The organism is Nocardia sp. NPDC004340, from assembly GCF_053602575.1.
This window is the reverse complement of sequence record NZ_JBSGDW010000003.1, coordinates 785390-811213: the sequence shown is the minus strand read 5'-3', so window position 1 is coordinate 811213 and position 25824 is coordinate 785390. Positions and strand designations below refer to the sequence as shown.

At 67.0% G+C, this 25824-nt stretch carries 21 protein-coding genes; 11 read left to right on the top strand and 10 right to left on the bottom strand.

The features are described 5' to 3' along the window. Positions 1 to 22 precede the first annotated feature (22 nt). From iolB to ACWEOI_RS15835, 6 genes are all read left to right on the top strand, one after another. Positions 23 to 913, top strand: a complete 891-nt coding sequence (iolB, locus tag ACWEOI_RS15860; RefSeq protein ID WP_452360030.1) for a 5-deoxy-glucuronate isomerase — start codon at positions 23 to 25, stop codon at positions 911 to 913. Beyond that, on the top strand, positions 910 to 2760 hold the full coding sequence (gene iolD / locus ACWEOI_RS15855; RefSeq protein ID WP_452360029.1) for a 3D-(3,5/4)-trihydroxycyclohexane-1,2-dione acylhydrolase (decyclizing): 1851 nt from the start codon (positions 910 to 912) through the stop codon (positions 2758 to 2760). Before iolB ends, iolD begins: the two co-directional genes overlap by 4 nt. Before the next feature lie 165 nt (positions 2761 to 2925). Further along, the gene (locus ACWEOI_RS15850) at positions 2926 to 4431 is read left to right on the top strand and encodes a hypothetical protein (RefSeq protein ID WP_452360166.1); all 1506 of its coding nucleotides are present in this window, start codon (positions 2926 to 2928) and stop codon (positions 4429 to 4431) included. A gap of 53 nt (positions 4432 to 4484) precedes the next feature. Then, positions 4485 to 4772: a hypothetical protein gene (locus ACWEOI_RS15845; RefSeq protein WP_433666375.1), complete on the top strand. Its 288-nt coding sequence runs from the start codon at positions 4485 to 4487 to the stop codon at positions 4770 to 4772. 448 nt (positions 4773 to 5220) lie between these two features. After that, positions 5221 to 6042 (top strand): DUF4184 family protein, encoded by an 822-nt coding sequence (locus ACWEOI_RS15840; protein ID WP_452360159.1) that lies wholly within the window; start codon positions 5221 to 5223, stop codon positions 6040 to 6042. A 186-nt stretch (positions 6043 to 6228) separates the two neighbouring features. After that, the gene (locus ACWEOI_RS15835) at positions 6229 to 7329 is read left to right on the top strand and encodes an alpha/beta hydrolase (RefSeq protein WP_433666372.1); all 1101 of its coding nucleotides are present in this window, start codon (positions 6229 to 6231) and stop codon (positions 7327 to 7329) included. Between the two features lie 51 nt (positions 7330 to 7380). Here the strand turns inward: ACWEOI_RS15835 and ACWEOI_RS15830 are convergent, their stop codons facing one another. From ACWEOI_RS15830 to ACWEOI_RS15805, 6 genes are all read right to left on the bottom strand, one after another. Continuing rightward, positions 7381 to 7992, bottom strand: coding sequence for a hypothetical protein (locus ACWEOI_RS15830; RefSeq protein ID WP_452360028.1), 612 nt, complete (start codon positions 7990 to 7992; stop codon positions 7381 to 7383). A gap of 139 nt (positions 7993 to 8131) precedes the next feature. Further along, positions 8132 to 9346: a hypothetical protein gene (locus ACWEOI_RS15825; RefSeq protein WP_452360027.1), complete on the bottom strand. Its 1215-nt coding sequence runs from the start codon at positions 9344 to 9346 to the stop codon at positions 8132 to 8134. A gap of 82 nt (positions 9347 to 9428) precedes the next feature. Continuing rightward, complete coding sequence (locus tag ACWEOI_RS15820) at positions 9429 to 10103, bottom strand: response regulator (RefSeq protein WP_433666369.1); 675 nt, start codon at positions 10101 to 10103, stop codon at positions 9429 to 9431. Beyond that, on the bottom strand, positions 10100 to 11350 hold the full coding sequence (locus ACWEOI_RS15815; RefSeq protein WP_452360026.1) for a sensor histidine kinase: 1251 nt from the start codon (positions 11348 to 11350) through the stop codon (positions 10100 to 10102). The genes ACWEOI_RS15820 and ACWEOI_RS15815 overlap by 4 nt, the downstream gene beginning before the upstream one ends. Before the next feature lie 109 nt (positions 11351 to 11459). After that, positions 11460 to 13667, bottom strand: coding sequence for an MMPL family transporter (locus ACWEOI_RS15810; RefSeq protein ID WP_452360025.1), 2208 nt, complete (start codon positions 13665 to 13667; stop codon positions 11460 to 11462). Between the two features lie 142 nt (positions 13668 to 13809). Next, positions 13810 to 14616, bottom strand: a complete 807-nt coding sequence (locus ACWEOI_RS15805) for a hypothetical protein (RefSeq protein WP_433666366.1) — start codon at positions 14614 to 14616, stop codon at positions 13810 to 13812. Positions 14617 to 14848: 232 nt separating this feature from the next. On the opposite strand from ACWEOI_RS15805, the gene ACWEOI_RS15800 reads away from it, so the two are divergent. After that, positions 14849 to 16003, top strand: a complete 1155-nt coding sequence (locus ACWEOI_RS15800) for a serine hydrolase domain-containing protein (RefSeq protein ID WP_452360024.1) — start codon at positions 14849 to 14851, stop codon at positions 16001 to 16003. A 120-nt stretch (positions 16004 to 16123) separates the two neighbouring features. Beyond that, positions 16124 to 16450, top strand: a complete 327-nt coding sequence (locus tag ACWEOI_RS15795; RefSeq protein ID WP_433666364.1) for a hypothetical protein — start codon at positions 16124 to 16126, stop codon at positions 16448 to 16450. Positions 16451 to 16514: 64 nt separating this feature from the next. Here the strand turns inward: ACWEOI_RS15795 and ACWEOI_RS15790 are convergent, their stop codons facing one another. Continuing rightward, the gene (locus ACWEOI_RS15790) at positions 16515 to 17570 is read right to left on the bottom strand and encodes a ParB/Srx family N-terminal domain-containing protein (protein WP_452360023.1); all 1056 of its coding nucleotides are present in this window, start codon (positions 17568 to 17570) and stop codon (positions 16515 to 16517) included. A 261-nt stretch (positions 17571 to 17831) separates the two neighbouring features. Between ACWEOI_RS15790 and ACWEOI_RS15785 the strand changes: the two genes are divergently transcribed. Then, on the top strand, positions 17832 to 19784 hold the full coding sequence (locus ACWEOI_RS15785) for an MFS transporter (protein WP_452360022.1): 1953 nt from the start codon (positions 17832 to 17834) through the stop codon (positions 19782 to 19784). Positions 19785 to 19877: 93 nt separating this feature from the next. Here ACWEOI_RS15785 and ACWEOI_RS15780 read toward each other — a convergent pair whose 3' ends face one another. Continuing rightward, positions 19878 to 20312, bottom strand: coding sequence for a MarR family transcriptional regulator (locus ACWEOI_RS15780; RefSeq protein WP_433666361.1), 435 nt, complete (start codon positions 20310 to 20312; stop codon positions 19878 to 19880). Between the two features lie 130 nt (positions 20313 to 20442). Continuing rightward, entirely contained in the window at positions 20443 to 22125 is a 1683-nt protein-coding gene (locus ACWEOI_RS15775) for a cytosine permease (protein WP_433666360.1), read from the bottom strand. Positions 22126 to 22381: 256 nt separating this feature from the next. Between ACWEOI_RS15775 and ACWEOI_RS15770 the strand changes: the two genes are divergently transcribed. After that, the gene (locus ACWEOI_RS15770; protein WP_379275419.1) at positions 22382 to 22660 is read left to right on the top strand and encodes an FmdB family zinc ribbon protein; all 279 of its coding nucleotides are present in this window, start codon (positions 22382 to 22384) and stop codon (positions 22658 to 22660) included. 17 nt (positions 22661 to 22677) lie between these two features. Then, positions 22678 to 23931, top strand: a complete 1254-nt coding sequence (gene fmdA, locus ACWEOI_RS15765) for a formamidase (RefSeq protein ID WP_452360021.1) — start codon at positions 22678 to 22680, stop codon at positions 23929 to 23931. 33 nt (positions 23932 to 23964) lie between these two features. Here fmdA and ilvD read toward each other — a convergent pair whose 3' ends face one another. Beyond that, positions 23965 to 25818 (bottom strand): dihydroxy-acid dehydratase, encoded by a 1854-nt coding sequence (gene ilvD / locus ACWEOI_RS15760; protein WP_452360020.1) that lies wholly within the window; start codon positions 25816 to 25818, stop codon positions 23965 to 23967. Between the last annotated feature and the right edge of the window lie 6 nt (positions 25819 to 25824).

Below are 25824 nucleotides of genomic sequence, written 5' to 3'. Positions count from 1 at the left end.
GCCACGCACGGCGGGAGGGGAGATGACTGATCTCCATCGGCGGGCGGGAGCATTGGCTGACGCGGGTGATCCCGTGTTGTTGACGCCCGAGGTCGCGGGGTGGTCTTACGCCGGGCTCCGTGTGCTGCGGCTGGCGGCGGGGGAGCGGCGGATGATCTCCACCGGGGAGTTCGAGGCGTTCGTGCTGCCGCTGGCCGGGGCGTGCACGGTGCGGGTGGACGGGATGACCTTCGAACTGGCCGGGCGGGATTCGGTGTTCACGCGGGTGACCGACTTCGCCTATGTGCCGCGCGACGCCGAGGTGGAGCTGTCCACGGTGGACGGTTTGGAGGTCGCGCTACCGATGGCGCGCTGCGGCAGGCGGCTGGAGCCGAAATACGGTCCGGCCGAGCAGGTTCCGGTCGAGGTGCGCGGCGCCGGTCCCGCTACCCGGCAGGTCACCAACTTCGGCACGCCCGGCGTGTGGGATCACGCCGACAAGCTCAATGCTTGTGAACTGATCACCCCGGACGGGAACTGGTCCTCCTATCCACCGCACAAGCACGACGAAGCCTCCGAGTGCGAGGTCGTGAACGAGGAGATCTACTACTTCCGCATCGCGGGGCGCGACGGAATCACCACGAGCCCTGAAGGTTTCGGATTCCACCGCACCTACACCCCTGACGGTGCGCTCGACGAGAACGTGGCCGTCCGTGACGGCGATGTCTTCCTGGTGCCGCACGGCTACCACGGTCCCTGCGTGGCCGCGCCCGGCTACCCCATGTACTACCTCAACGTGCTGGCCGGCCCCGCGCCCGAACGGTCCATGGCCTTCTGCGACGACCCCGCGCACGCCTGGGTGCGGGCGAGTTGGGCGTCGGAAGCGGCGGACCCGCGGTGCCCGGTCACCTCCCACGAAGGACGGCTCGGATGAAGCTCACGACCGCGCAGGCGCTGGTGGCCTGGCTCGTCGCTCAGCGCTCGGAAACCCTCGAAGGCGTCGAAGTGCCGTTGTTCCCGGCGGCTTTCGGCATCTTCGGGCACGGCAATGTGCTGGGGTTGGGGACCGCGCTGGCCGAGCATCGCGACGCGCTGCCGTTGTGGCGCGGGCACACCGAGGAGGGCATGGCGCTGGCCGCTGTCGGGCTGGCCAAGGCCACGCAGCGGCGACAGGTCGGGGTCGCGACCTCCTCGATCGGGCCGGGCGCGCTGAACATGGTGACGGCCGCCGGTGTGGCGCACGCGAATCGGCTGCCGGTCCTACTGCTGCCCGGTGACACCTTCGTCAGCCGGGCCCCCGATCCGGTGTTGCAGCAGGTGGAGCATTTCGGCGATCCGACCGCCACCGTGAACGACGCGTTCCGGCCGGTGAGTCGCTACTTCGACCGCATCACCCGGCCCGAGCAGCTGATCGCGACACTGCCGCAGGTGGCGCGGGTGCTCACCGATCCCGCCGACACCGGGCCGGTGGTCCTGGCCCTGCCGCAGGATGTGCAGGCCGAGACCTACGACTTCCCCGACGCGCTGTTCGAGCCTGTGGTGCACCATGTTCCGCGCCCGCGACCCGATCGGCGCGGTGTCACCGAGGCCGCGCGCGTACTGCGGGCCGCTGAGCGTCCGCTGCTGATTCTCGGCGGTGGCGTTCGGTATTCGGGGGCGGGTGGTCAAGCGCTGGAATTCGCTGAGCGGCACGGGATTCCGGTGACCGAGACCACCGCCGGGCGCACGCTGGTGCCGCACGACCATCCGCTGTTCGCCGGTCCGCTCGGGATCACGGGCGCGGCCTCGGCGAATACGCTGGCCGCGGCGGCGGACGTGGTGCTGGCCGTCGGTACTCGCCTGCAGGACTTCACCACCGCGTCGTGGACGGTGTTCGCGCCGGAAGTCCGTTTCGTGCACATCAATACGGCGCGGTTCGACGCGGTCAAGCACGGGGCGCTGGCGGTGGTCGGAGACGCCGACGCGACTCTGCGGGATCTCGGACCCGAACTGGGGGAGTGGTCTGCCGATCCCGACTGGACCGCGCGCGCTGCGGCGGTTCGATCGGACTGGGACGCGCGTATCGACAAACTGCGCGCGCCCACGCCCGGGACGCCCAGCTACGCGCAGATCGTCGGCGTGGTGAACGAACTCAGCGAGGCGTCGGACTATGTCATGACCGCCTCGGGTGGCCTGCCCGGCGAACTCGTCGGCGGCTGGCGCGCGACCGGTGGGCTGCCGACGATGGACGTCGAATACGGCTTCTCCTGCATGGGATACGAGCTGGCCGGAGCCTGGGGCGCGGCGATCGCGCGGACAGACGCCGAGGGCCTGGTCACCACCCTGCTCGGCGACGGCTCCTACCTGATGCTCAACTCCGAACTGTTCTCCGCCGCCTTCGCCGGCCACCCGCTGGTCGCGGTGGTGTGCGACAACGACGGGTATGCGGTGATCGGCCGTTTGCAGGAAGGTCAGGGCGGCACGGCGTTCAACAACTTCTACGCCGACTGCCGCACCAATCACGCCACCCCGCCGCGCGTGGACTTCGCCGCGCACGCTCGTGCGCTGGGCTGTTCGGTCTTCACCGCCGTCGAACTCGGCGACTTCCGCGACGCCTATTCCGCCGCCAGAGCAGCCGCACGGACGGAGTCCCGGCCGGCCGTCGTCGTGGTCCGCACCCAGCCCTCCGCGTGGACCGAGGCGGGCGCGTGGTGGGAAGTCGGTGTGCCGCAGCACCTCTCGGGCCGCGCCGAGTACGATCGCGCGAAACCGGGGCAGCTGCGCTACACGCATCCGGCCTGATCGCGGGCGCGACGCGCCGGTCGCCCGAAATCCGGGCATACCGGCGGACGCCCGACCCGCACGCGCGATTTATGGCAGACTCGGCGCAAACACGCGGTCGGTCGATGGGCGATCAACGGTTGTATTGATCGAGGTAGTACGGGGTATGAGAGTTTGAAGGTCGCAATGGATCTCAGCGCCATCGAGCGGCAAGTGGCCGCGGATCGCGGGGCAGCACGGGATCGGACGCTCGAGACGGAGTTGGCCCTGGCCACCTCGCTGTGCGAGCTGGCCCGGGCGCTGATGGCGACCAAGACCGATCCGGATTCGCGGGACCGGTCCGCATCGGCGCTGGAACCCGCGCAGGAAGCCGTGCTCCTCCGTCTGCGCTGGCTCACCAGCGGTCACGTGACCGCCCCGTTCGCCGCCGAGGTGACCGAGGCGCTGCGCCTGTTCGAGCAGGCGGCCCGCACCATCGGCCACCGTGAGCTGGCCACTTCCACCATCCGCAATGCCTGTCAGGCGTATCGGCATGTGGCGCAGACCTATCCTCTCGCCGCGGGCGCGTCGGCCGACGCGCTGTCCAAGTGCAGTGTGTGGCTGTGCCGCCTCGACCCCAAGGCCGCCGTCGCGGCGGGCGAGGACGCGGTGCGGATCCGGGCGAGCCTGTTCGCCGCCGATCCCGACCAGGCCAACCGCTACCTGTCGACCCTGAACACCCTGCTGCGCACCCTCATGGTGGGCCGTCAGCGCAAGCAGGCCCTGGCCATGTACCGCGAGTGCTACGCCAAGGTCACCTCCACGGGTATGACGCAGCGGTTGCGCGAAATCCGGGTCGAGGACATCGGTTTCACCGGCAAGACCGTCACCGCCCTGCGCAAACTCGAATGCGCGACCCTCGAACGCGCGGGTTATCTGACGCAGCAGCAGATCCTCTACCAGACGGCCGGTGACCTGGCGACCATCGAGGAGATCAACTGGCAGCTCGCCTTGGTCGGCCTCAAGCCGATCGCCGCGGGCGCCCTCCCCGACCAGCCCTCCAAGCCGGTCGAGATCAGCACCTCGTTCGGCGCGTTGAGCGTCCGCTGTTCCTCCCGCAATGCCGTCACCCTGGTCCGCGCCGCCATCCTGGCCGCCTACACCGCCGACGGCGCCGAACCGGTCCAGAGCTCCGCCTACCTCGGCGTCGACAAGAAGCACTGGAGCACACCCGAACCCGAACCCAACCGCGCAGAGCGTCTCGGCGAGGACGTCGTCCTCATCGAGAAGGTCTCCGAACACTGGGTCTCGGTCAAAAGCCTCAATTGGGAAGTGGCCCCCGTAGGCCGCCACCCCCTCGCCCTGCGCCTCTCCCAGGAATGGCCGGTGGTCAGCGTCACCACCACCGAGCAAATGTCCTACGAGTTGTGCTGGTACGAGGGCGGCGCCGCCACCCAATACGCCTGCCTCGGCCTCCCCGCCGCCCAAATCCCCTTGGAAAAGCCCCTGGCCCCCTTGGACTTCAAGGCCCTCTCCGACTACGGCGCCGACTACGCCTCCGAAACCCAGGTCCGCTCCGCCTTCGGCAACACCACCATGTTCACCAAACTCACCTGCCTCCCCGGCAGCGGCATCCGCCAAGCCGCCGAAGCAGCCCCCCTCTCCGCCCACGGCACCAACACCCTCTACTTCCGCAACCCCACCGAATCGTGAGATCCACCTGACCTGAGCTGCCGGAGTTCTCGTAGTGGGGCAGACTGTGGCGCATGGTGGCAGATCCGATCGAGCTCGAAGGTAAGCGCGGACACCTACTGGCGCAGCTGACCGAGCTGCGCCGCGCGGTCGCGGAACTGTCCGATGGATACGCAGCCCTCCCGGAGTCAGGTCTGATCATCGACACCGTCGGGACCGGAGCGCTCACCACTCCCGGCTACTGCGTCGCCGGCGCACGGGAAGTACTGGAAGAAGCGCTGATCGAGCTGGACGCTGCCGGTGACGCAATGGAGCGGGCAGCCCAATACACCGCTCGCTTGCGCAGCGTGGTGTTCGACTGAAGAGGCACGCGAGGGAGTAAATCCAGCCGGAGCGGACTAGCCGGAGTTATTTCGGCGGTGTGGCAGACCCGCTGGCTGGAACCGTGGTCGGTGGGGGTACCTGCGGCAGGGGATTGATCAGAACCGGGAACACCATGCGACTCCCGATCGGCTCGGGTGAGGGATCGTCGGGAAACAGCACGAGGCCCACAATGATCAGCACTACTGCTGCGGTAGCGCCGGCGATTGGTCGCACGACGCTTGACCACAGTTCCCACGCCGACTGCGCCAACGAGCCGGATACGTCAGGCATGTCCGCCCCCTACCGCGCTGGAGCCTTCAACGATCAGTCGGCGGGCAGACGTCGTCCGTTACAGGCGGAGCTGAGTCGGCCCTGCGTAAATCGCGACAACCGACACCTGGATTCGAGCTCCAGAACCGGTCGAGGCAGCAGTGGATAGACTTGGCCGTGCCGCTTACCTTTCCATCGCATGCGTTGGCAGTAATCCCGTTGAAGCTCCGGTGGCCTCGCCATCTGGATGGTGTCGCAATGGTGGTCGGTGCGGCGGTGCCGGATGCCTCGTATCCGGTGGCAGGGTTCTTTTCGATGCCGGAGACGCACACACTTCTCGCGCTGCTGTGGTGGTGTCTGCCGATGGGAATCATCGCAACGGTGGTGATTCGCTGGGGTGCCGCGGATATTGCCGCCCATCTGCCACGGCTCGGAGCGTTCGATCTGCCCGCCTATGGCGTGCTCAGCACCGTGCGATATCGGTGGTATGTCACCGGATACTCGATTCTGATCGGCGCAGTCACTCATATCTTCTGGGACGGGTTCACGCATGATCCAGCTGGTGGGCACGGCTGGGGCGTAGCCCGATTCCCTGTGCTGTTGCAGCCAGGCCTGCTCGGTAGGCCCTGGTGGTACTTGCTGCAGCAGACATCGACACTGCTCGGTGGGGTACTGGTGGTCGGGTTGTTCTACTACATCGGTCGGCGTGGATTGCTTCGGGCCTGGCACGGTGACCCGCCGGCCACCCGGCGCGCACCGAAGCGGTTCTGGCTGGCGGCCGGACTGGTCGCCGTATTGAGCTTGTCGCTTCTTCCACTGATGCCTTTGGCATTTCAGCCGTTCGTGGTGGGCGTCCGGCTGCTCTATGTCGGGGCGCTGTCGTTGCTGGCAGGGGCAGCGTCGATGCGTCTGTTCGGTCCAGAATCAGGCAACGATTCCCCGTCGAGTCCAGGGCTGACCGAGTCCCCCGGCACGGGAAGTGGACGATCAACCCGCTGAGGTATCGCCCATGCCCTTTGTCGATCTTGTATGGTGGCCCATCGAGTAGCACACCGACTCGGGGGAATTGTCGTGGAACGCAGGGGATTACGTCGGCATGTCATTGCCGTAGCCGCAGTATCGATGGCGGCCACTGCTGTCGCCGGTCTCGCAGAGGCAAGCCCCGGCATACCGCCGGATACGGCTGTGACCATCAATCTGCCCGCTCCGACCGGTCCCGATGCGGTTGGCGTGACCGAATGGCATCTCATCGATGTCAATCGTGCTGATCCATGGGACACCAGCCGCCGACGCGAACTGATGGTGCAGATCTGGTATCCGGCTGACGATGCCGATCCCGCACCCATGGCACCGTGGATGCCGCCGGGCGGCCTGGAAGAACAGCGCTTCGGTCTCACCCAGGCTGGTGTTGCCTCTGACAGCTGGGCGCTCGCGCCCAGTCATAGTCGTAGCGAAGCGCAGGCACGGGTAGGCCGCGGGAAGTTTCCGATCCTGCTGTATTCCCCGGGGCTGGACGACACGACCGGGCTGAGCACTGCTCAAGCCGAGGATCTCGCCAGCCACGGCTACGTGGTGGTTGCGATCAACCACACCCACGAAGCGTTCGCGGTTCAATTCCCTGATGGACGTACCGAACGTAGTGCAGTACCGCTGGATTCGGCGTTGAACGTCCTGTCCGACATGTTGGTTCCGATCCGCGTCGCCGATGCACGATTCGTTCTCGATCAACTCTCTGCCACAGCCGGGCACTCCACCGATGCGGGTCCTGCACTGCCGCAACACCTCGCCGACGATCTGGACCTGACAAAGGTCGGCATGTTCGGCCATTCTCTCGGCGGGTCGACCACCGCTCAAACCATGCACGACGATTCGAGGATCGCCGCAGGCGTCAATCTCGACGGCCCAATCCTCGGCTCCGTTTCCACCGACGGCCTCGCTCGGCCGCTCCTGATGCTCGCCAGCGACACGTCACCCTGGTTCGGGAACCCGGGCTGGGAACCGTACTGGGCCACCAACACCGGTTTGAAACTGCCCCTTCGCATCGCGGGCACCCGGCACATGTCCTTCACCGATGAACAGGTGATCGTGGCCCGACTGGACACGGCGGGCCTGCTGAACGATGAAGTGAAGAACGTCGCGATCGGCTCGATCGACGCAATCCGCTCGGTCGATCTCCAACGCTCCTACCTCCTGGCCTACTTCGACGCGGTCTTCGGCCGCAGCGACACCAGCCCCGCGGAAACCATCAAGCGGCTCGCGCAGCCCGAAATGCTCCCACATCTCTGACCGTCATTCGTGGCTCGACAGATCCCTCCGACTGGCAAGAAGTACACGAGGTCAGACGGGTGGGGACAGGTCGCTGTCGCTGACGGTGTATGTCAGTGCGGGGTAGGCGAAGTCGGTTTCGTTGTTCTCGCGTCGGCGTAGTTGGAAGAATTCGTGCTGCTGATGTTCGTCGGCTGATGTGAGGCGGGTGCCCTGCGGGAGGTATGGGTGGCCGTCGCGGAAGTGGATGAAGGTCTTCGACGTTCGGAAAGTTACGCCGAGCCATTCGTTCTCGGCTGTATGGGCGGGGTTGTCCAGCACGATTTTGTGCTTGAGCTGCCGGTTCGAGGCGACCGAGAAGATGATGACGCTGTGGTTGGCGAGAGGAATCTCGAACTTCTCGCTGGACCCCTTTCGCTCGAAGATCAACTTCCTTGGTGGGATCGGTTCGGGGTGCCGGTAGGTGGAGAAGAGTGCGATGAACGACTCGTCGGCCAGGTCGAGGGCTTGGTCGGAATGGCTGCCCATCTTGGCGTATGTGTTCGTGTAGGTCTCGATGAGGGCGTTGTTGAACGGTTGCGGGATTCCGGCTCGGGTCTGGATCTGTTGTGCCAGGCGGTCGTGCACCGGCCGGAAGTGCTGCGTCGGGGTGGCGTAGCGGGTGGTGGTGCGGACCAGCGGCACACGGCCTGCCTCGTCGGCCTTGGTGAGTGTTGCGCCTCGCCTGCCCTTTCCGACGTCTTCGAAGAGGGCTGATGTCGAGAGCTGCGCGAATAGGTCCTCCTCGAACGGCAAAGTGTACGAGAGGATTTCGTTCGAGATCTCAGGCCTGAGGGGCAACGTAGTCTCCGGTGTTCATGCTGAAGAGGAATCGGTCGCCGTAGTCGATGAAGGACGAGGTCCTGTTCTCCTCGGCGTACAGCCTCCGCAGTTCGTCCATGCCCTCTTGTGTGGGTGGCTCGAGCTGCACCAAGTCTCCGGCTCTGTCGAGGAATGTCCGGCCGTTCTTGTGAACGGCTTCGGTGTTCGAGCAGCGCACCACGTATCCGAGGCGGGTCGGCAGCAATTCGGCGTCCAATACCGAGGGCCGGATCTCGTGGGTGTACAGGCGGTTGGTGGACAGCGGCATGAAGAAGACGGAGCCCGGGTAGAGCGTCAGGTCGAACTGCGCGGGCAGGCCGGTGCGCGCTTCGGCCGAATCCTTGAGGCGGAAGCGAAGACTGGTCAGCCCGCTGGCATTCTTCACGCCATGGTCGAAGGGGTCTTCAGCCAAGGGTCGCAGCTTGTCGAGTCCTTCGTAGAAGGTGCAGAAGGCCATGATCCCGTTGACGGGCATGTCCTTGGTCTTGTCGGCGTGCGCCGAGATCTTGGCCTTGGACTGCTTCCGCTCCGCTGTGGCGTAAGTGTTGTGGTAGATCTGGGCCAGAACGTGATTCAGCGGTGCCGGGTCTCGAAAGATGGTGGCGGCCTCGCGATTCAGGGCCTCGACGATGCTCGTGTCGGTCGCACGGAAGTTCTCGGTCGGGCCCGAGAGGTTCGTGGAGCAGCGGAGCAGGTGGAAGCGTAGTTCGTCACCGCTGCGGGTTACAGGCGTCAAGTAGATGCCACTCCGATGAGCTGTCCCGGGTTTGGTGGACTCGGTCAGAGTTTGGAACGCGTGCTCCGCGCGGATCCGCCCGAAGTAGTCGTCGTCGAGGTCGAAGAAGCGACGGTAGTACACGCCGACTCCGTGAACGTGCACAGGAATCCGGCCGAGGTCGATGAGGGGCCACGAGTCATCGACATCCTCGCGGTGACCCTCCGCCAACTCCCGGATCATGAACACCCGAGCAGCATCCCGCAGTTGCCGGTCGCTGATCGCTGACACGTCACCACACAGGTAGACACTCTTCCGTACGAGATCAGGTGATCCGGAAACCAGGTCCTCCGGCGTGATCGTGCACCCGAAGAAATCCCTCAGCAAGTCGTTGTCCTGCAATCCGGCAGGCGCGACCAGGATATTGCCCGCATCTTCGATGCGAGCTTCTGTCGTGTCCATCAAGCGATTCCCCCACGGCCCTTCGACGTGACTGCTGATCCGAGTCACCACTCGAACCTAACCGCAAAGTCCGCGTGATCGGTCAGGGGCGGGGTGGTTCGACGCGGACCAGGCCGGATTGGAAGGCGAGGACTACGAGTTGGGCTCGGTTCTGGACGCCGAGTTTCGACATGGCGCGTTGGACGTGGGTGCGGACCGTGAGGGGGCTGACGTACATCTTTTCGGCGATCTCCTCGTTGGAGAGGCCTTCGGCGACCATGGCGACGACCTCGCGTTCGCGGGCGGTGAGGACGTCCAGGGAATCGGCTGCGGTGATGCGGCTTTCGGGGCGGGAGAGGTAGCGGGCGATGAGGGTGCGGGTCGCGGTGGGGGAGAGGAGGGCGTCGCCAGCGGCTACCGCGCGGATGGAGCGGAGGAGTTCTTCGGGGCCGACGTCCTTGCCGAGGAAGCCGCTGGCTCCGGCGCGGAGGGCTTGGGCCACGTACTCGTCGAGTTCGAAGGTGGTGAGGATCATGACGCGGGTGTCGCGCAGGGCGGGGTCGGCGCAGATCTCCTGGGTGGCGGTGAGGCCGTCGGTGCCGGGCATGCGGATGTCCATCACGACCACGTCGGGGGTGGTGGCTCGAGCGAGTTCGACGGCCTCCCGGCCGTTTCCGGCGATGCCGACCACCTCCATGTCCTCGGCCGAATCGATCAGCAGGCGGAAGGTGCCGGCCAGCAGGGCTTGATCGTCGGCGAGCAGTACCCGGATGGTCATGGCGTCTCGTCCTCGTCGTCGGGGGTTTTCGGGGGTTCGAGGGGAAGTTCGGTGGTGACTTCGAAACCGCCGCCTGGCTTGCGGCCGGCGCGCAGGTGGCCGCCGACCGAGACGGCGCGCTCGTTCATGCCGATCAGGCCGTAGCCTTGCGTATTCGATTCCCGGTCGACCGAATCCTGTTCACCGCGAACAGTGTCGGGACCGTCGCCGCCGTCGTCGCTGACGCTGATGGTCAGCAGCAGGCGCGAGTAGACCAGGCGCACGGTCGCGGTCGCGGTGCTCGCGTGCTTGGTGACATTGGTGAGCGCCTCCTGGATGATCCGGTACGCCGTCAGATCCGCGCCCGGCGAGAGCGGTCTCGGCACACCGGTGATCGACAGCGACAGCGTCAAACCGGTTCGCTCGAAAGACGTGAGCAGTTCCGACAGCTGAGCCAGACCAGGCGTCGGTTCGAGCGGGGCATCGGAATCGTCCTCCCGCAGCAGGCCCACCGTGGCCTTGAGTTCGCGCAGCGCCGCGGAGGTGGTGCCGGCCAGCTCGTCGAGCATCTCCTGCGCCTGGTCGGGCTGGCTGCGCAACAGGTATGCGGCAGTGGAGGCTTGCGCGTGCGCCAAGGCCATGTGGTGGGCGACGATATCGTGCAGCTCCCGCGCGATCCGGACCCGCTCCTCGCCGACCCGCTGCCGCGCCTCCTCCTCCCGCGTCCGTTCGGCCAGCTCGGCGCGCGCGTGCAGGGCCGCCAGATAGTTGCGCCGATTGCGCCCGGCCTCGGCGAACGCACCGGCCAGCAGGTCACCGGCGACCAGCGTGATGCGTCCGCCGGTCAGCAGCGGACTGAAGTCGTGCACCAGCGAGGTGAGCAGCAGCGCGGCGCCCGCGATCACCGGCGCGAGCTTGGCCGTGCGCGCATCGGGATACCACAGGCCCAGCGAGTACATGGCGACGAACGCCGCACCCGCGGTGAACACCGACACCTCGAAACCCAAGGCGCCGATCCCGATACCGCAGGCCGTCGTGATCGCCAGGACCGCGCGCGGATACGCCCGGCGCCACAGCAAGGCGATCGAGGCCGCCGCCGACAGCGCGAACACCCCGGGCGAAATCGGCCGGACCGCCACTGGACCCTGTCCGTTCGCGGTGTCGATGAACCGGCTCGCGTAGGTGGCCAGCGCGCACAGCAGGATGGCCACCACCACATCGACCGCCCGGCTGTGCCGGCGCGGCCATTGCGACCATTCGGCGGTCATCGGCGCTCCTTCTCGTCGTCGAGAACAGTATTCGGCAGGTCCCGAACCGACCGGTAGGCCGCCCGCTCGGGACGGCCTACCGATACCTGTCGCAGATCCGGCCCGCGGCTCAGGCGCGCGCGGATTCGAGCTCCCGCTCCGGTTCGGTGGCCACCGGACGATTCAGGCTCTCGCCCTCCACGTCCACGTTGGGCAGGATCTTGGCCAGCCACCCCGGCAGCCACCACGCCTTGTCGCCGAGCAGCGCGAGCACCGCCGGGACCAGCGTCATACGGACGATGAAGGCGTCGAAGAACACCGCCGCGGCGAGCCCGAGGCCCATCATCTTGATCATCGGTTCCCCGCCGCCGATGAATCCGGCGAACACCGCGATCATGATGGCGGCCGCGGCCACCACCACCCGGCCGCTGTGCCGGAATCCGGTGACGATGGCCTCGCGGGCGCTCTCGCCGTGCGCGAAGGCCTCCCGCATCCGGGTGACGAGGAAGACCTCGTAATCCATGGCGAGACCGAACACCACGCCGATCAGGAAGATCGGCATCATGCTCATCACCGGTCCGGTCTGGTGCACGCCGATCAGACCGGCCAGCCAACCCCACTGGAAGACCGCGACGATCACACCGAAGGCCGCGCCCACCGACAACAGGAAGCCCAGGGCCGCCTTGATCGGCACGGCGATCGAACGGAACACGACCATCAGCAGCAGGATCGCGAGCCCGACCACCACGGCGAGATAGGGGAGCAGTGCGTCCGACATCTTCTGCGAGACATCGATATTCATCGCGGTCGCACCCGTGACGAGCATGGTCGCGCCGGTCGCCGCCCGCAGACCGCCGGCCTCACCGCGCAGGGTGTGCACGAGGTCCTTGGTGGCGGTGGTCGAGGGACCGGTGGCGGGCACCACGGTGATCATGGCCGCGTCACCGGCCTGATTGAACATCGCGGGCGACACCGACACGACACCCTTGGTCGCGGCCAGCGTGCTGGTCGCCTGTTCCACCGCGGCCTGCGGGTCACCGACGCCCTTGACATCCAGTGCGACCGTGAGCGGCCCGTTGAAGCCGGGCCCGAAGCCCTCGGCGAGGGCGTCGTAGGCGCGGCGCTGCGTCGTGGACGTCGGCTGCGATTCCTCACCCGGCATCCCGAGTTCCAGGCTCGTCATCGGCAGCGCGAGCGCGCCCATGCCGACCAGCCCGATCAACAGCACGGCCACCGGACGGCGGACGACGAATCGCGCCCAGCGCGTGCCCATCCCGGGCCTGTCCTCCTGCATCGACGCGGCGGGCAGACTGTCGCGATCCGGCTGCTTACGGAAAGCCTTGGGTAGCACCGCGTTCTGGAAGAAGCCCAGCAGTGCGGGCAGCAGCGTCAACGCGATGGTCACGGCGACGGCGACGGTGCCCGCAGCGGCCAATCCCATCTTGGTGAGGGCCGGAATCCCGACCACGGCCAGTCCGGCGAGCGCGATCACCACGGTGAGCCCGGCGAAAACCACCGCGGATCCGGCGGTTCCGACAGCCCGTCCCGCGGCCTCCGCCGCGCTGTACCCCTCGGCGCGTTCGGTGCGGTAGCGGGACACGATGAACAGCGCGTAGTCGATGCCGACCGCGAGTCCGAGCATCATCGCCAGGGTCGTTGTGGTGGTGGACATCCCGATCGCCACGATCGCGGCGATCCCGACGCCGATCCCGACCAGCGCGGTGATCAGCGGCAAGCCCGCCGCCGCGAACGCGCCGAACGTGATCATCAGCACGACGGCCGCGATGGCGATGCCGATGGCCTCGGTCGCCCCGGCCATCTCCGGCTTCGCCTGGAGCGCGGACCCGCCGATCTCCACGGTGACCCCGGCGGCCTTACCGGTGTCCATCGCGTCGGTCAGCGCGGCCTTCGTCGCATCGGTGAGGTTGTCACCGGTGGCGCCGTAGCTGACGGTCGCGTACGCGGTGGTGCCGCTCTTGCTGACCGCGCCCGTCTGGAACGGGTCGAGCACGCCCTTCACCTGCGTGCCGCCCGCGACGTCGGCGACGATCCGCTCCACCACCGCCTTGTTGGCGTCGGAACCGATCTGCTGCCCCTCGGGCGCGACGAACACGATCCGCGCCTGCGCCCCATCGGATTTGGTGCCCGGGAACCGTTGCTCCAGCAGATCGAACGCCTGCTGGGACTCGGTCCCCGGAATCGAGAACGTATCCGGTGGCGCGGGCGGCGCGCTGGCGGCTCCCACCACCAGCGCGGCCATCAGCCCCACCCACAGCAGCACGACGAGCCGCCGCTTCTCGAACGCGAACCGGCCGACCCGGTACAGGAATTTCGCCATGTAGCCATGCTGGTTCGACGCCTTTGTAGTCGGCATCGTCCCGGTGACGGCAGTCCGGTGTACTGCGAACGCAGTACCCGCGCCCGCTCGCTACTCGATTGGCAGAACCTCGGCCGGACCCGCATGGGGCGGGTGGGCTGGATCAGGCGCAGGGCTGGGTTCCGGCGGCTGCTACCTGGAGCCAGATGTCGCCCGCGTAGCCGGGCAGGACGATGCCGTCGGGGAAGCCGGCCAGGGCGCCGGTGTCGTACTGGCCGCTCAGGTGGTGGTAGCCGGTGGTGGTGGGGGTCCACTTCATGGTGACGGAACTGCCGTTGATCGTCGTGGTGCCGGTGGCCGTGTTGTTGTCGTCGAACCAGGCGTTGCGGGTCGGGACGCCCGAGCTGAGGGTTTGCAGGACGCCCGAGCCCGACGAGGTGACCAGGGAGGCCGGAATACCGGACATGGTCACGGTCAGGGTGCAGCCGACCTCGGGGGTGCCGTGGACCGTGGTGCAGGGCGAGGAGGAGGCGCCGCAGGCCTGCGGGTCGGTGCTGCCGGTGCCGCTGACCTGGACGGTGGCGGAGCCCATGTTGGTGTACGGCGGGAGGGTCGTATCGCCGTTGCCGTAGCCGAAGCCGAGGACGTGGGTGCCGGGGGTCCGCGGGGTCCACTGGAAGGTCCAGGTGGAGGTTGTGCCCATGCAGGGTTGGCCCGCGATGCTCGACTTGCCGTTCCAGCTGGAGCGGACGGTGACGCCGTTGGAAGTGTCGGAGAGATCACCGCCTGTGCAGTCGGAGACCGGGACGACGACATTGTAGGTCTGGCCGACCTGGAAGTTGCTGCCCTGCACGGTCATTCCCGTGCCGGTGACGTCGGCGTGGGCGGCCGGTCCGGCGGAGAGCGCGGTCAGGGCGGAGGCGGTGGCGGTGATTCCGGCCGCGGCGAGGGTGCGGACTGAAGTACGCATGATGCGGGGGTTCTCGATTCGGCAACGCTGATTAGAGCGGGATGATCCTTTGCGAATAGCACTGTTCACCGATCGGCGACGGGCCGCATGCCCCGGGTTTTCGGGGCCGTGATTCGGGCCCGCGACCGGGACGCGCGGGTTATGGATCGGCGGTCGTGGCTATGGTTCGGCTACCGGCGTAGATTCTGATGAACGCTGCTCAGCCCGTCTTCTTCGGCGAAGGGACCCGGTGATGAGTGTGTCTGCTCGATGGCGCGCAGGTGCGGAGCTGATGGTCGCGCTGAGCCTGGTCGTCGGCGGGTGCGGGTCGGATCGGGGTTCGGGCTCCGGCAGTCCGGCTCCGCTGTCGAAGGAAGCCGAGCAGATCACCGATATCGTTCGCGCGAAGCTCGGCGAGCTCGATCTCACCGCGGCGGTGTTCGGCGCCTGGCGTGACGGTAAGGAAGTGGTCGTCGGCGCGGTGGGCGACTCGCCGCTCGGTGTTCCGGCGACCACCGATATGCAGTTGCGGGTGGGTCAGCCGATGGAACCGATGGTGTCGACCGTGCTCTGGCGGCTGGACGAGAACGGCACGCTGAAGATGGACGAGCCGATTGCCCGATGGCTGCCGAATTTTCCACGCGCCGAACGCATTACTCCGAGAATGCTCGCCAGCAGCACCTCCGGAATCTCCGACTATGTCACCGATCCGGAATTCCTGAAACGATTCGGCGACAACCCGTTTCACACCTGGAACGCCCAGGAGTTGTTCGACCTGGCCAATGCCCGCCCACCGCTGTTCGATCCGGGCACGAGTTTCGCCTACGCCCACAGCGATCTGGTCGTGCTCGGCGAAGTTCTGCAGAAGGCATCGGGAAAACCCTTGGGCGAGCTGATATCCGACTACGTCCTGGTCCCGCTCGACATGAAGAAGAGCAAGGTCATGCTCACCGCCCAGGTGGACGAGCCGATCCTGCACGGCTACACCGATGAGCGAAAGATCTTCGAGGACGCCACCTTCTGGAATCCGACCGCATTCCTGCACAGCGGCAATATGAACTCCACCGTCACCGACGTCGGCCGCTGGGTCCGCGCCCTGGGCAAGGGAGAAATGCTCCCCGCGGACCGGTTTCAGCAGATGATGGCTCCCTCGACCGCCGGACTCGGTCCGCTCACCGCGCAGAAGTACTTCGCGTTCGGCGTTCCGCACATGGGCGACTGGCTGTTCATGAACCCGTCCTACGGCGGCTACAACGGAGTCGCGTTCTACGACACCAGGACCGCCACCACCGTCGTCGTCTACGCCACCCTGGGCGCCACCGCGAACGCCGACACGAACAACGCGATTCCCATCGGCACTGCCCTTGCGACCCTTCTGGTCCCGGACCGCCCGCCCCCGATTCCCTGATCGAACAGTGCAATTCCGAATAAAGGACAACCCTCCGAAATAATCAATTGTTTTGTTTTCCGTAACAAGTAGCGCCAGAATGCGATTTGCTCGAGGACAACACCAATTCAGGAGGTCGGAATGCAGTCTGCGAAGCGGCTTGCTGCCAGTGCCGTCGTCGCCACCGCAGCCGCGGGCATGGTGCTCGCCGGTGGCGGAACGGCCCAGGCCGACGATGTGCCGGTGTGGCAGGCGAATTGCCACCTGTACAACATCTTCAATACCGGCGGAATGTCCAATTGCGAGTTGCCGACCTGGCATCAGGTGAAGCTCACCTGTGTCGCCTGGCCCGTCCCCTTCACCTACTGGAAGTACGGGCCCATGCAGTACGGGCAGAACCAGTCGTGGGCCAGCTGCGACTCGTTCAACGCCTTGGTGAACGTCGAGATCGTTCAGGCCTACCCCTGATCGAACGAAAGACCTCGGGATCGCGTCAGGCGATCCCGAGGTCTTTGTCGTCGCGGTCCGGTGATCAGCGACCGGTGCGCAGGCGGTACTCGATCGCGTAGCCGAGCTTGCCGGGCTTGGCGTCGGAGTACGGCTTGGAGATCTTGCCGAACTCGCCCTTGTCCTCGGCGCTGCCGCCGTTCCACGCCGGGAGCACATCCAGCTGCGAGGCGGTCTTGCCCTCGGCCACCACGGTGTTCGGGCCGAGCGCGACCTGCGCCTGGGTGACGGTCTTCAGCGCGGCCAGGTAGGCGGCGAAGTCGTTGCGGTTCCAGTCGCCGCCGACCTTGTTGTCGCGCATCCACGCGCCCCAGTAGAACTCCTCGAAGGGCAGGGTGCCCTCGTGGAAGCCGATGTCGCGGGCGAAGTACATCATGCTGCGGTACTTGTCATCGGCGAAGTTGGCCAGGCCCACCGACTTGGGGAGCTGGTGCTCCTTGATGGCGTTGCCGTTGACGTCCTTCAGCCACGTCCAGCCGTTGGCCTTCATGGTGTCCCAGAACTTGCCGTCGGGCAGGGTGCTCAGGTTGCCGAGCACGCGCAGGCGCACGTGAGTGTCCGCGCCGCCGTCCGGGGTCTCGAAGAACGAGGTCAGGGTGTGGTGGCCGTCGGTGAGGTACAGCCGGCCCTGGGGGCCGATCACCACGGTCTTCATCGGCGCGATGGAGTCGGCGGTCTCGGAGCCGATCGCCACCTTGCAGGTGAACGAGGACGAATCCTTCAGCTGCGCGCCCGGGTTCACGGTGGCGGCGGCGACCTGGCCGTTGGCCTCGCACCAGTCGTCGAACTTCTTGTTCACCGCGTCCTTGCCGAGCGTGTAGCGGCCCAGCTTGTAGAACACCTCGTCGTAGCCCAGCGACGGCTGGGTCGGTAGCACATCGCCGATGCGGACGTCGACCAGATCGTCGGTCTTGGCGCACAGGTAGGCCGCGCCGGGGGTGGACCGCTGGTCGTGGTCGCAGAAGGAGGGCCGCTCGCCCGGATCTCCGGGAGCGGCGACCGCGACGGCACTGGTCAGGGCCATCAGCGCGCCCGCGAACGCGGCGACCAGGCGGCCCCGCGCGACGGTGGTGTTCGACATCGAATCCTCGAATTCATGCGGTGATACAAGCCGCATTACGGTGACCAGCGCCGATGACCGGCCCACGATGTCCCGACGGCCAGATGCTGTTGTCTCGGCCAACAATTGGTGAACGGGCGCGACGCGGGTGTGCGGGCGCTGAGTCCGATAACAGTGATCTGAGTCACTCATGGCCGCTACCCTGTTGTCACCCGGTTGCTCGCGCCGCGAACCAAGGGCCTGTGGCTGCGCGAAACGCCGTGGGAGAAAGGCGTCTCGAACATGAGCAGCACACCGACCGCGGTGCCTCCGGCCGCGGAATTCCCCCCGCCGACGCTGGTCACCGGACTCTGGCAGCGCAAGCTCCCGCACTATCCGGAAACGCCCGCCCGGTCCTGGTATCTCTTCCTCGTCGTCGTGGTCTCCGTCGCGCTGTACTACCAGCTGTTCGTGTCGGGAGCCGTCGGCAACCAGCTGATCGCCGATTTCCACCTGACCTTCCGCTACTTCGTCGGGATCTTCATCATCGGCGCGGCCTTCGGCGCCGTGGCCTCGGTGGTGACCGGCGTCCTGGACCGCTGGGGCCGCGCCAATATCGTCGCCTACGGCACCGTCCTGACCTCGCTGCTGACCCTGTTCGCGCAGCCGCAGTGCACGACCAAGGAATCGTTCCTGGCCATCTACTGCGTCATCAGCATCGTCGAGGGCGCCGTGCTGGTGGCGACGCCCGCGCTGGTGCGCGACTTCTCCCCGCAGCTGGACCGCGCCTCGGCCATGGGCTTCTGGACCCTCGGGCCGGTGCTGGGCGCGCTCGTCACCACCGAGATCTCCACCCACACCCTCGACGCGCACCCGGACTGGCAGTACCACTACCGGCTAGCGGGTGTCATCTGCCTCGCGATCTCGCTCGTCGGCCTGGTCGGGCTGCGTGAGCTCAGCCCCCGGCTGCGGGATCAGATCATGGTGTCGCTGCGGGACAAGGCGCTGATCGAGGCGCGGGCGCGCGGGCTGGATGTCGATGCGCTGGAACGCAATCAGTGGAAGCAGATGATGCAACTCGACATCGTCGGCTCGGCGCTGGCCATCTCGATCTTCCTGGCGTTCTTCTACACGATCGTGTCGTTCCTGCCGGTCTACATGGCGACCAATTTCGGGTTCACCGCCGCCCAGGCCAACGCGCTGGGCAACTGGTATTGGATCGCGAGCGCCTTCTCGCTGGTGATCACCGGCATCGTGTCGGACAAGATGAAGGTCCGCAAACCGTTCATGGTGTTCGGCGCGATCATCAGCATCATCGGGACCTTCGTATTCCTCGGCTACACCGACAAACCCGGCACCGACTACTACACCTTCGCCATCGTCATGAGTTTCACCGCGGTCGGTACCGGCATCGCCTACTCGACCTGGATGGCCAGCTTCACCGAGACCGTGGAGAAGCGGAATCCGGCGGCCACGGCGGTCGGGCTCGCGGTGTGGGGCGGCGTGCTGCGCACGGTGGTGACATTCGTGCTGCTGGGGCTGCTGCTGGTGGTGACCGCGGCGGGCACGCTGGTCAACTACGGGCCGCGGTTGCAGGCCATCAACGCCAAGTACCACGAGGAGATCGCGACCATTCAGACCGTCGGCGAGGACACGCTCACCGCCCTCGGCAAGAACCCGAACGACGTCGGCGCGCAGGTCGCCGCGCTGGTGAAGCTGACCGGGGATTCCCCGGCCGATATCAAGACCACGGTCGAGCTCAACGCCAAGTACCCCGAGGAACTGGCCACCCTGCAGGCCATCGATCAGAAGGTGCTGGTCAAACTCCTGACCGACCCCAATGACAAGGCCGCCCAGGCTACCGCGGTCGGGCAGGTCGCCCAGAAGTTCGGCATCCCGCCGGATCAGGCCGGAGCCCGGATCGCGGCGGCCGGGAAGGTGCCCGTCGATCAGCTGGCCGTGGCCTCCCAGACCGGCCCGGCCCTGACCGCCGCGAGCGCCAAGCTCAAGGCCGTGAGCGCGATCCCCGCCGACGACCTGGCCTACCTGTCCGAGCACGGCAAGGAAGTCCAGCAGGCGCAGAAGGATTCACCGCAGCAGTGGAAGACCTGGTGGTGGATCTGCCTGATCGCCCAGATCTGCTTCATCCCGTTCGTGTTCATCATGGCCGGGCACTGGAGCCCTCAGAAGGCCGCGGAGGAGGCAGCCGAACACGACGCGGCAGTCCAGCGCGAGCTGGCCACGCTGCCGCAGTGATGTCGGCCGGGGAGTGATGCGGATTCTCGCACCGCTCCCCATGGCCGCCGCGCTCGCCGACCTCCCGGTCCGAGGCTTACCCCCGGTCCCTGATCACAGCGGCGCGGGTTCGGTCGAGGCGATGCGATCGACCAGCGCCGCCAGGGTTTTCGTGGAGGTGGTGTTCGCGATCTCGGTCAGCCCGCTGGCCGTCAGCGTCTGATCCATCACCTTGCGGGTCAGCAGGCCGCGGCGGGTGGGGAAGACGAGCACGCGGCGGCGATCGGTTTCGTCGACCTTGCGGAGCACCAGGTTGTCGGCGATCATGGCGTCGATCAGGCGGGTCAGAGTGGCGGCGTTGAGCAGGGTGGCATCGACGAGTTGCGACATGGACAGGCCCTCCGCGCCGGCCACCGCGGTGAGGACATGCCAGCGCGCGGCCGAGGATTCGCCCAGGCACGTCGCGATCGCCCGGTCCAGTTCCTGTGATGCCCGTCGGACGAGCCGGGCGAGATCGTCCAGAGCGGCGAGGGCGGTGCTGTCGTCCACACCCAGCACTCTACAGCGTCACCTGAAATGTTTTCACCTGCAAATACTGGGAGGGTTCGCTCGGCGCCGGTCGATTACCGAAAGCGGCGGCAGGCGAACCGATTATGGTCCCGCCTGCCGCCGGTACCGGTCAGTCGACGGCTCTCGCGGGGATCAAATTCAGTTCGACCGCGCCGACCGTGTCGTCGTATGCCGGTTTCTGGCATTGCTCGGCACAGTTCTTGGTCAGGGTGCAGCTCAGGGAGGACACCGGCCCGCCGTGGAAGGGGCAGTCGTGCACCATGTCGGGGAGTTCGTAGCGCTTGCCGTCCACCACGTCCAGCAGCGTCTGTCCGGCCCACAACGGTTCCTTCTCGATCTCCTCGCGCAGTGGATTCGGCCGAGCCAGATAGTATTTGCCGCCGGTGACCAGGGCGATGATCGGGGTCAGCGCCATGGCCACGGCCAGGGCCAGGTAGGGCGACCAGGCCTGCAGCAACGCGCCGAACCCGCCGAAGTAGGCCACGATCGACAGACCGGACCCGGCGAGCATGGATACGAATCCGACCGGGTTGATCGGACACAGGTAGGCCCGCTTGAATTCGATGTAGGGCGGACTGATCTTCAGAATCCCCTTGTTGATCACCAGATCCGCCACGATCGCGCCCACCCAGGCGATGGCCACGTTCGAATAGAACCCGAGAATGGTGTTGAGCACGGTGAACATATTGCCGAGCATGAGCGCCAGCGCGATGGCGATGTGCAGGGCCAGCCACACCACGCGCCCCGGGTGCAGGTGCAGTACCCGGCTGAAGAAGTTCGACCACGACAGCGAGCCCGAATAGGCGTTGGTGACATTGATTTTGATCTGCGACAGCAGCACCATCACCGTCGCGATGGTCAAGGCCACGGCGTGATTGTGGATGAGTGCGCCGTACCCGCCGAGGAACTGCTCGATCGGTTCGGTCGCCCGCGCGAAGCCGACCTGCCCGGCCACATAGAACGCCAGGAACGCGCCGCACAGCTGCTTGGCCGCGCCCAGGATCACCCAGCCCGGGCCCGCCGCCAGCACCGCCGACCACCAGCGCCACGCGGAGGTCTCCGACTTCTCGGGCATGAATCGCAGGTAGTCGACCTGTTCGCCGATCTGCGCGATCAGCGACAGGGCCACGCCCGCACCGGCTCCCACTCCGATCGCGGTCACCCGGGCGGTGCCGCCGTCGCCGGCCCAGGACACGAAGCCGTCGAACCCGGACGGGTCGCCGACGGCGATGGTCACCAGTGGCGCGGCGAACAGGATCAGCCACAGCGGCTGGGTCCACACCTGGAACTTCGCCAGCGCCGACATGCCGTACAGCACGAGCGGGATGATGATCAGCGACCCGATCACATAGCCCAGCGGTAGCGGTATGTGGAAGGCGAGCTTCATGGCCTGCGCCATGATCGAGCCCTCCAGTGCGAAGAAGATGAAGCAGAAGCTGGCGTAGATGAGGCTGGTCAGGGTCGAGCCGAAGTATCCGAAACCGGCTCCGCGCGTGAGCAGGTCCATGTCCAGGTTGTATTTGGCGGCGTAGTAGGCGATCGGGATGCCGGTCAGGAAGATGGTCGCCGCCGCGACCAGGATGGCGACGATCGCGCTGGCCGAGCCGTGGGTCACCGCGATGGACGCGCCGATCGAATAGTCGGCGAGATAGGCGATGCCGCCCAGGGCGGTGATCGAGCACGCCATCGGACTCCAGCGGCGGAAGGACTTGGGCGCGTAGCGCAGTGAGTAGTCCTCGATGTCGTCGCGCGCGGCCCAGGTCTGGAACCGCTGCCATCGGGTTGTGCTCATGTGTCGTTCTCCTCGGTGTCGAGGCTCCTCGGGGCCTCGGGTACGCAACGAGAACAGACCATATGTCGAATAGTTTCATTTGAAGATAGTGCAAATGAAACTTAACATCCCGGATACCGGCGGGATATCCCGTAACTACCAGTTAACCCAGTGGTTTCGCCGCCGCGATCCGCAGCGCTCCGTATCGTGGTCAACTGAAATAGCTACATATGAAAACAAAATCCGGCGTGGCCGCCGGAGAGAAAGGAGCGCCCGCGTGCCCAGTTACGAGTTCGCCTGCCGCGACTGCGGCGCCTTCGACCGCGTGCACTCCATGGCCGACGTGCCGGCCGAGTCGCCCTGTCCGCACTGCGGCCGGCCGGCGCGGCGGCGGATCGGCGGCGGTGTGCTGTTGCACGGCTCGACACCGGCCATGCGGTTGCTCGACGCCACCGCGGCCACCGCGTCGCGACCGCCGGTGGTGTCGGCCCCGCCCGGCGGCGGCCGCACCCCGGTCAGCCGAAACCCCCTGCACCGCAAGCTTCCCCGTCCCTGACACCGAGGAGTCCACCCATGCCCGAACTGCAGTACCCGCTCGATTCCACCAAGAAGTTCACCGACCAGAAGTTCGTCGGCCACAACCGCTGGCATCCCGACATCCCGCCCGTCGTCACCGTCACCCCCGGCACGGAGTTCCGGGTGCATGTGCGCGAATGGTTCGACGGCGCGATCCGCAACGACGACTCCGCCGACGACGTCCGCGACGCCCCACTGAGCACCGTGCACTGCCTGTCGGGCCCGTTCGCGATCGAGGGCGCGGAACCGGGCGACCTGCTCATCGTCGACATCCTCGATATCGGCCCGATCCCGCAGGAGGACGCGGGCCCGCTGGCCGGGCAGGGCTGGGGCTACACCGGCATCTTCCCGACCGACAACGGTGGCGGCTTCCTCACCGAGCATTTCCCCGACGCGTACAAGGCCATCTGGGATTTCAGTGGCCACACCACCACCTCGCGGCACATTCCGCGCGTGAAGTTCACCGGTATCATGCATCCCGGGCTGATGGGTACCGCGCCCTCGGCGGGGCTGCTGTCCACCTGGAATTCTCGCGAGGCCGCCCTCATCGCCACCGACCCTGAACGCGTGCCCCCGCTGGCTCTGCCGCCCGAACCGCGTGACGCCGTCCTGGGCGCCCTGTTCGGAGCCGAATACGACCGTGTCGCACGGGAAGCCGCCCGCACCGCCCCGCCCCGCGAGAACGGCGGCAATCAGGACATCAAGAACCTCACCCGCGGCAGCCGCGTCTTCTATCCCGTCTTCGTGCCCGGCGCGAACCTATCGGTGGGGGACCTGCACTTCTCCCAGGGCGACGGCGAGATCACCTTCTGCGGCGCGATCGAAATGGGCGGGTTCATCGACCTGCGCGTGGACGTCATCAAGAACGGGATGCAGCTGTACGGCGTCACCGAGAACGCGGTGTTCCTGCCCGGCAACGAAGGACCGGTCTACTCCGAATTCCTCGCCTTCTCCGGCACTTCGGTGACCCTCGACGGCGAACAGCGGTACCTGGACTCGCAATTGGCGTTCGAACGGGCCTGCCTGCATGCGATCGACTACCTGACGAACTTCGGCTACTCGCGGGAGCAGGCGTACCTGCTGCTCGGCGCCGCTCCCGTGGAAGGCCGATTCTCCGGCGTGGTCGACATCCCCAACTCGTGTGCCACCGTCTACATCCCGACCGCGATCTTCGACTTCCCGATCACTCCCAACGCCGCCGGGCCCGCCCGCATCGACCCCGGTATCGGAGCCCCCCGCTCCACCCGCTGATCGCCCAGCGGGTGGAGCTGCCGCAGTGCGGGCTCAGCCGGGGAGCAGCGTGGTGTCGCGCACCGCTCCCCGGTCCGCCGAGGTGGCCAGCAGCGCATAGGTTCTGAGGGCGGGGGAGACCTGCCGTTCGCGGTGCCGCGGCCGGTAGCCGCCGGTCGCCTCCAGTTCCGCGCGCCGCCTGGCCAATTCGGCGTCGGGCACGTCCATGGTGAGGGTGCGGGACGGGATGTCGATCGTGATCGAGTCGCCGTCGCGCACCAGCGCCAGCGGGCCGCCCGCCGCCGCCTCGGGGGAGATGTGGCCGATCGAGCAGCCCGAGGAGCCGCCCGAGAAGCGGCCGTCGGTGATCAGCGCGCATTCCCCGGCCAGGCCCAGGCCCTTCAGATACGACGTCGGGTACAGCATCTCCTGCATGCCCGGCCCGCCGCTGGGACCCTCGTAGCGGATGACCAGCACGTCACCGGACTTGATGCGGCGCGACAGGATCGCCTCGACGGCGTCCTCCTGCGACTCCACCACCAGGGCCGGACCGGTGAAGGTGTGCATGTGCGCGGCCACGCCCGCCGACTTCACCACCGCGCCGTCGGGGGACAGGTTGCCGCGCAACACCGCCAGCCCGCCGTCGCGGGAGAAGGCGTGCGCCACATCGTGAATGCACCCCTGGGCCGCGTCCAGGTCCAGGGAATGCCACCGCTCGGACTGGGAGAAGGCGGTGGCGGACCGCTTACCGCCCGGCGCGGCGTGGAACAGGTCGAGCGCCGCCGCGGACGGCCGGCCCCCGCGCACGTCCCAGTCGTTCAGCCACGTGACGAGTGAATCCGCGTGCACCGCACGCACATCGCGGTGCAGCAGCCCCGCTCGGTCGAGCTCGCCCAGCAGCGCGGGGATGCCGCCCGCCCGGTGCACGTCCTCCATCAGGTACTCGCCGTTGGGCGCGACCTTGCACAGGCAGGGCACCTGCAGCGACATCTTCTCGATCTCGGTGAGGGTGTAGTCCAGACCCGCCTCGTGCGCGGCGGCGAGCAGGTGCAGGACGGTGTTGGTGGAGCCGCCCATGGCCAGATCCAGGGCCATGGCGTTGTCGAAGGCGTCGCGGGAGGCGATGTTCCGGGGCAGGACCCCGGCGTCGTCCTCGTCGTAGTAGCGGCGGGTCAGCTCCATCACCGTGCGCCCGGCGTCGCGGTACAGCTCGGCGCGGGCGGTGTGGGTGGCCAGGGTGGTGCCGTTGCCGGGCAGGGCCAGGCCGAGTGCCTCGGTCAGGCAGTTCATCGAATTGGCGGTGAACATGCCCGCGCAGGAGCCGCAAGTGGGGCAGGCGTTCTCCTCGATGAGGGCGAGGTCGGCGTCGGAGACGTCGGGGGAGACCGCGTCGGCCATGGTGGTGATGAGATCCAGGCGGCTGCGCACGGTGCCGTCGACCAGCACCGCGCTACCGCCCTCCATGGGGCCGCCGGAGACGAACACGGTCGGGATGTTCAGCCGCAGCGCGGCCATCAGCATGCCCGGGGTGATCTTGTCGCAGTTGGAGATGCACACCAGAGCGTCGGCGCAGTGCGCGTTCACCATGTATTCGATCGAGTCCGCGATCAGGTCCCGCGACGGCAGCGAGTACAGCATTCCGCTGTGCCCCATGGCGATTCCGTCGTCGACGGCGATGGTGTTGAACTCGCGCGGGATGCCGCCCGCGGCGCGCACCGCTTCGGACACCATCCGCCCGACCGGCTGTAGATGGGTGTGGCCGGGCACGAACTCGGTGAAGCTGTTCGCGATCGCGACCACCGGCTTGCGGCCGATATCGGCCGACGGGACTCCGCTGGCGCGCATGAGCGCGCGGGCCCCCGCCATGTTCCGACCGTGCGTGACCGTGCGTGAGCGCAACTCGGGCACGACGCC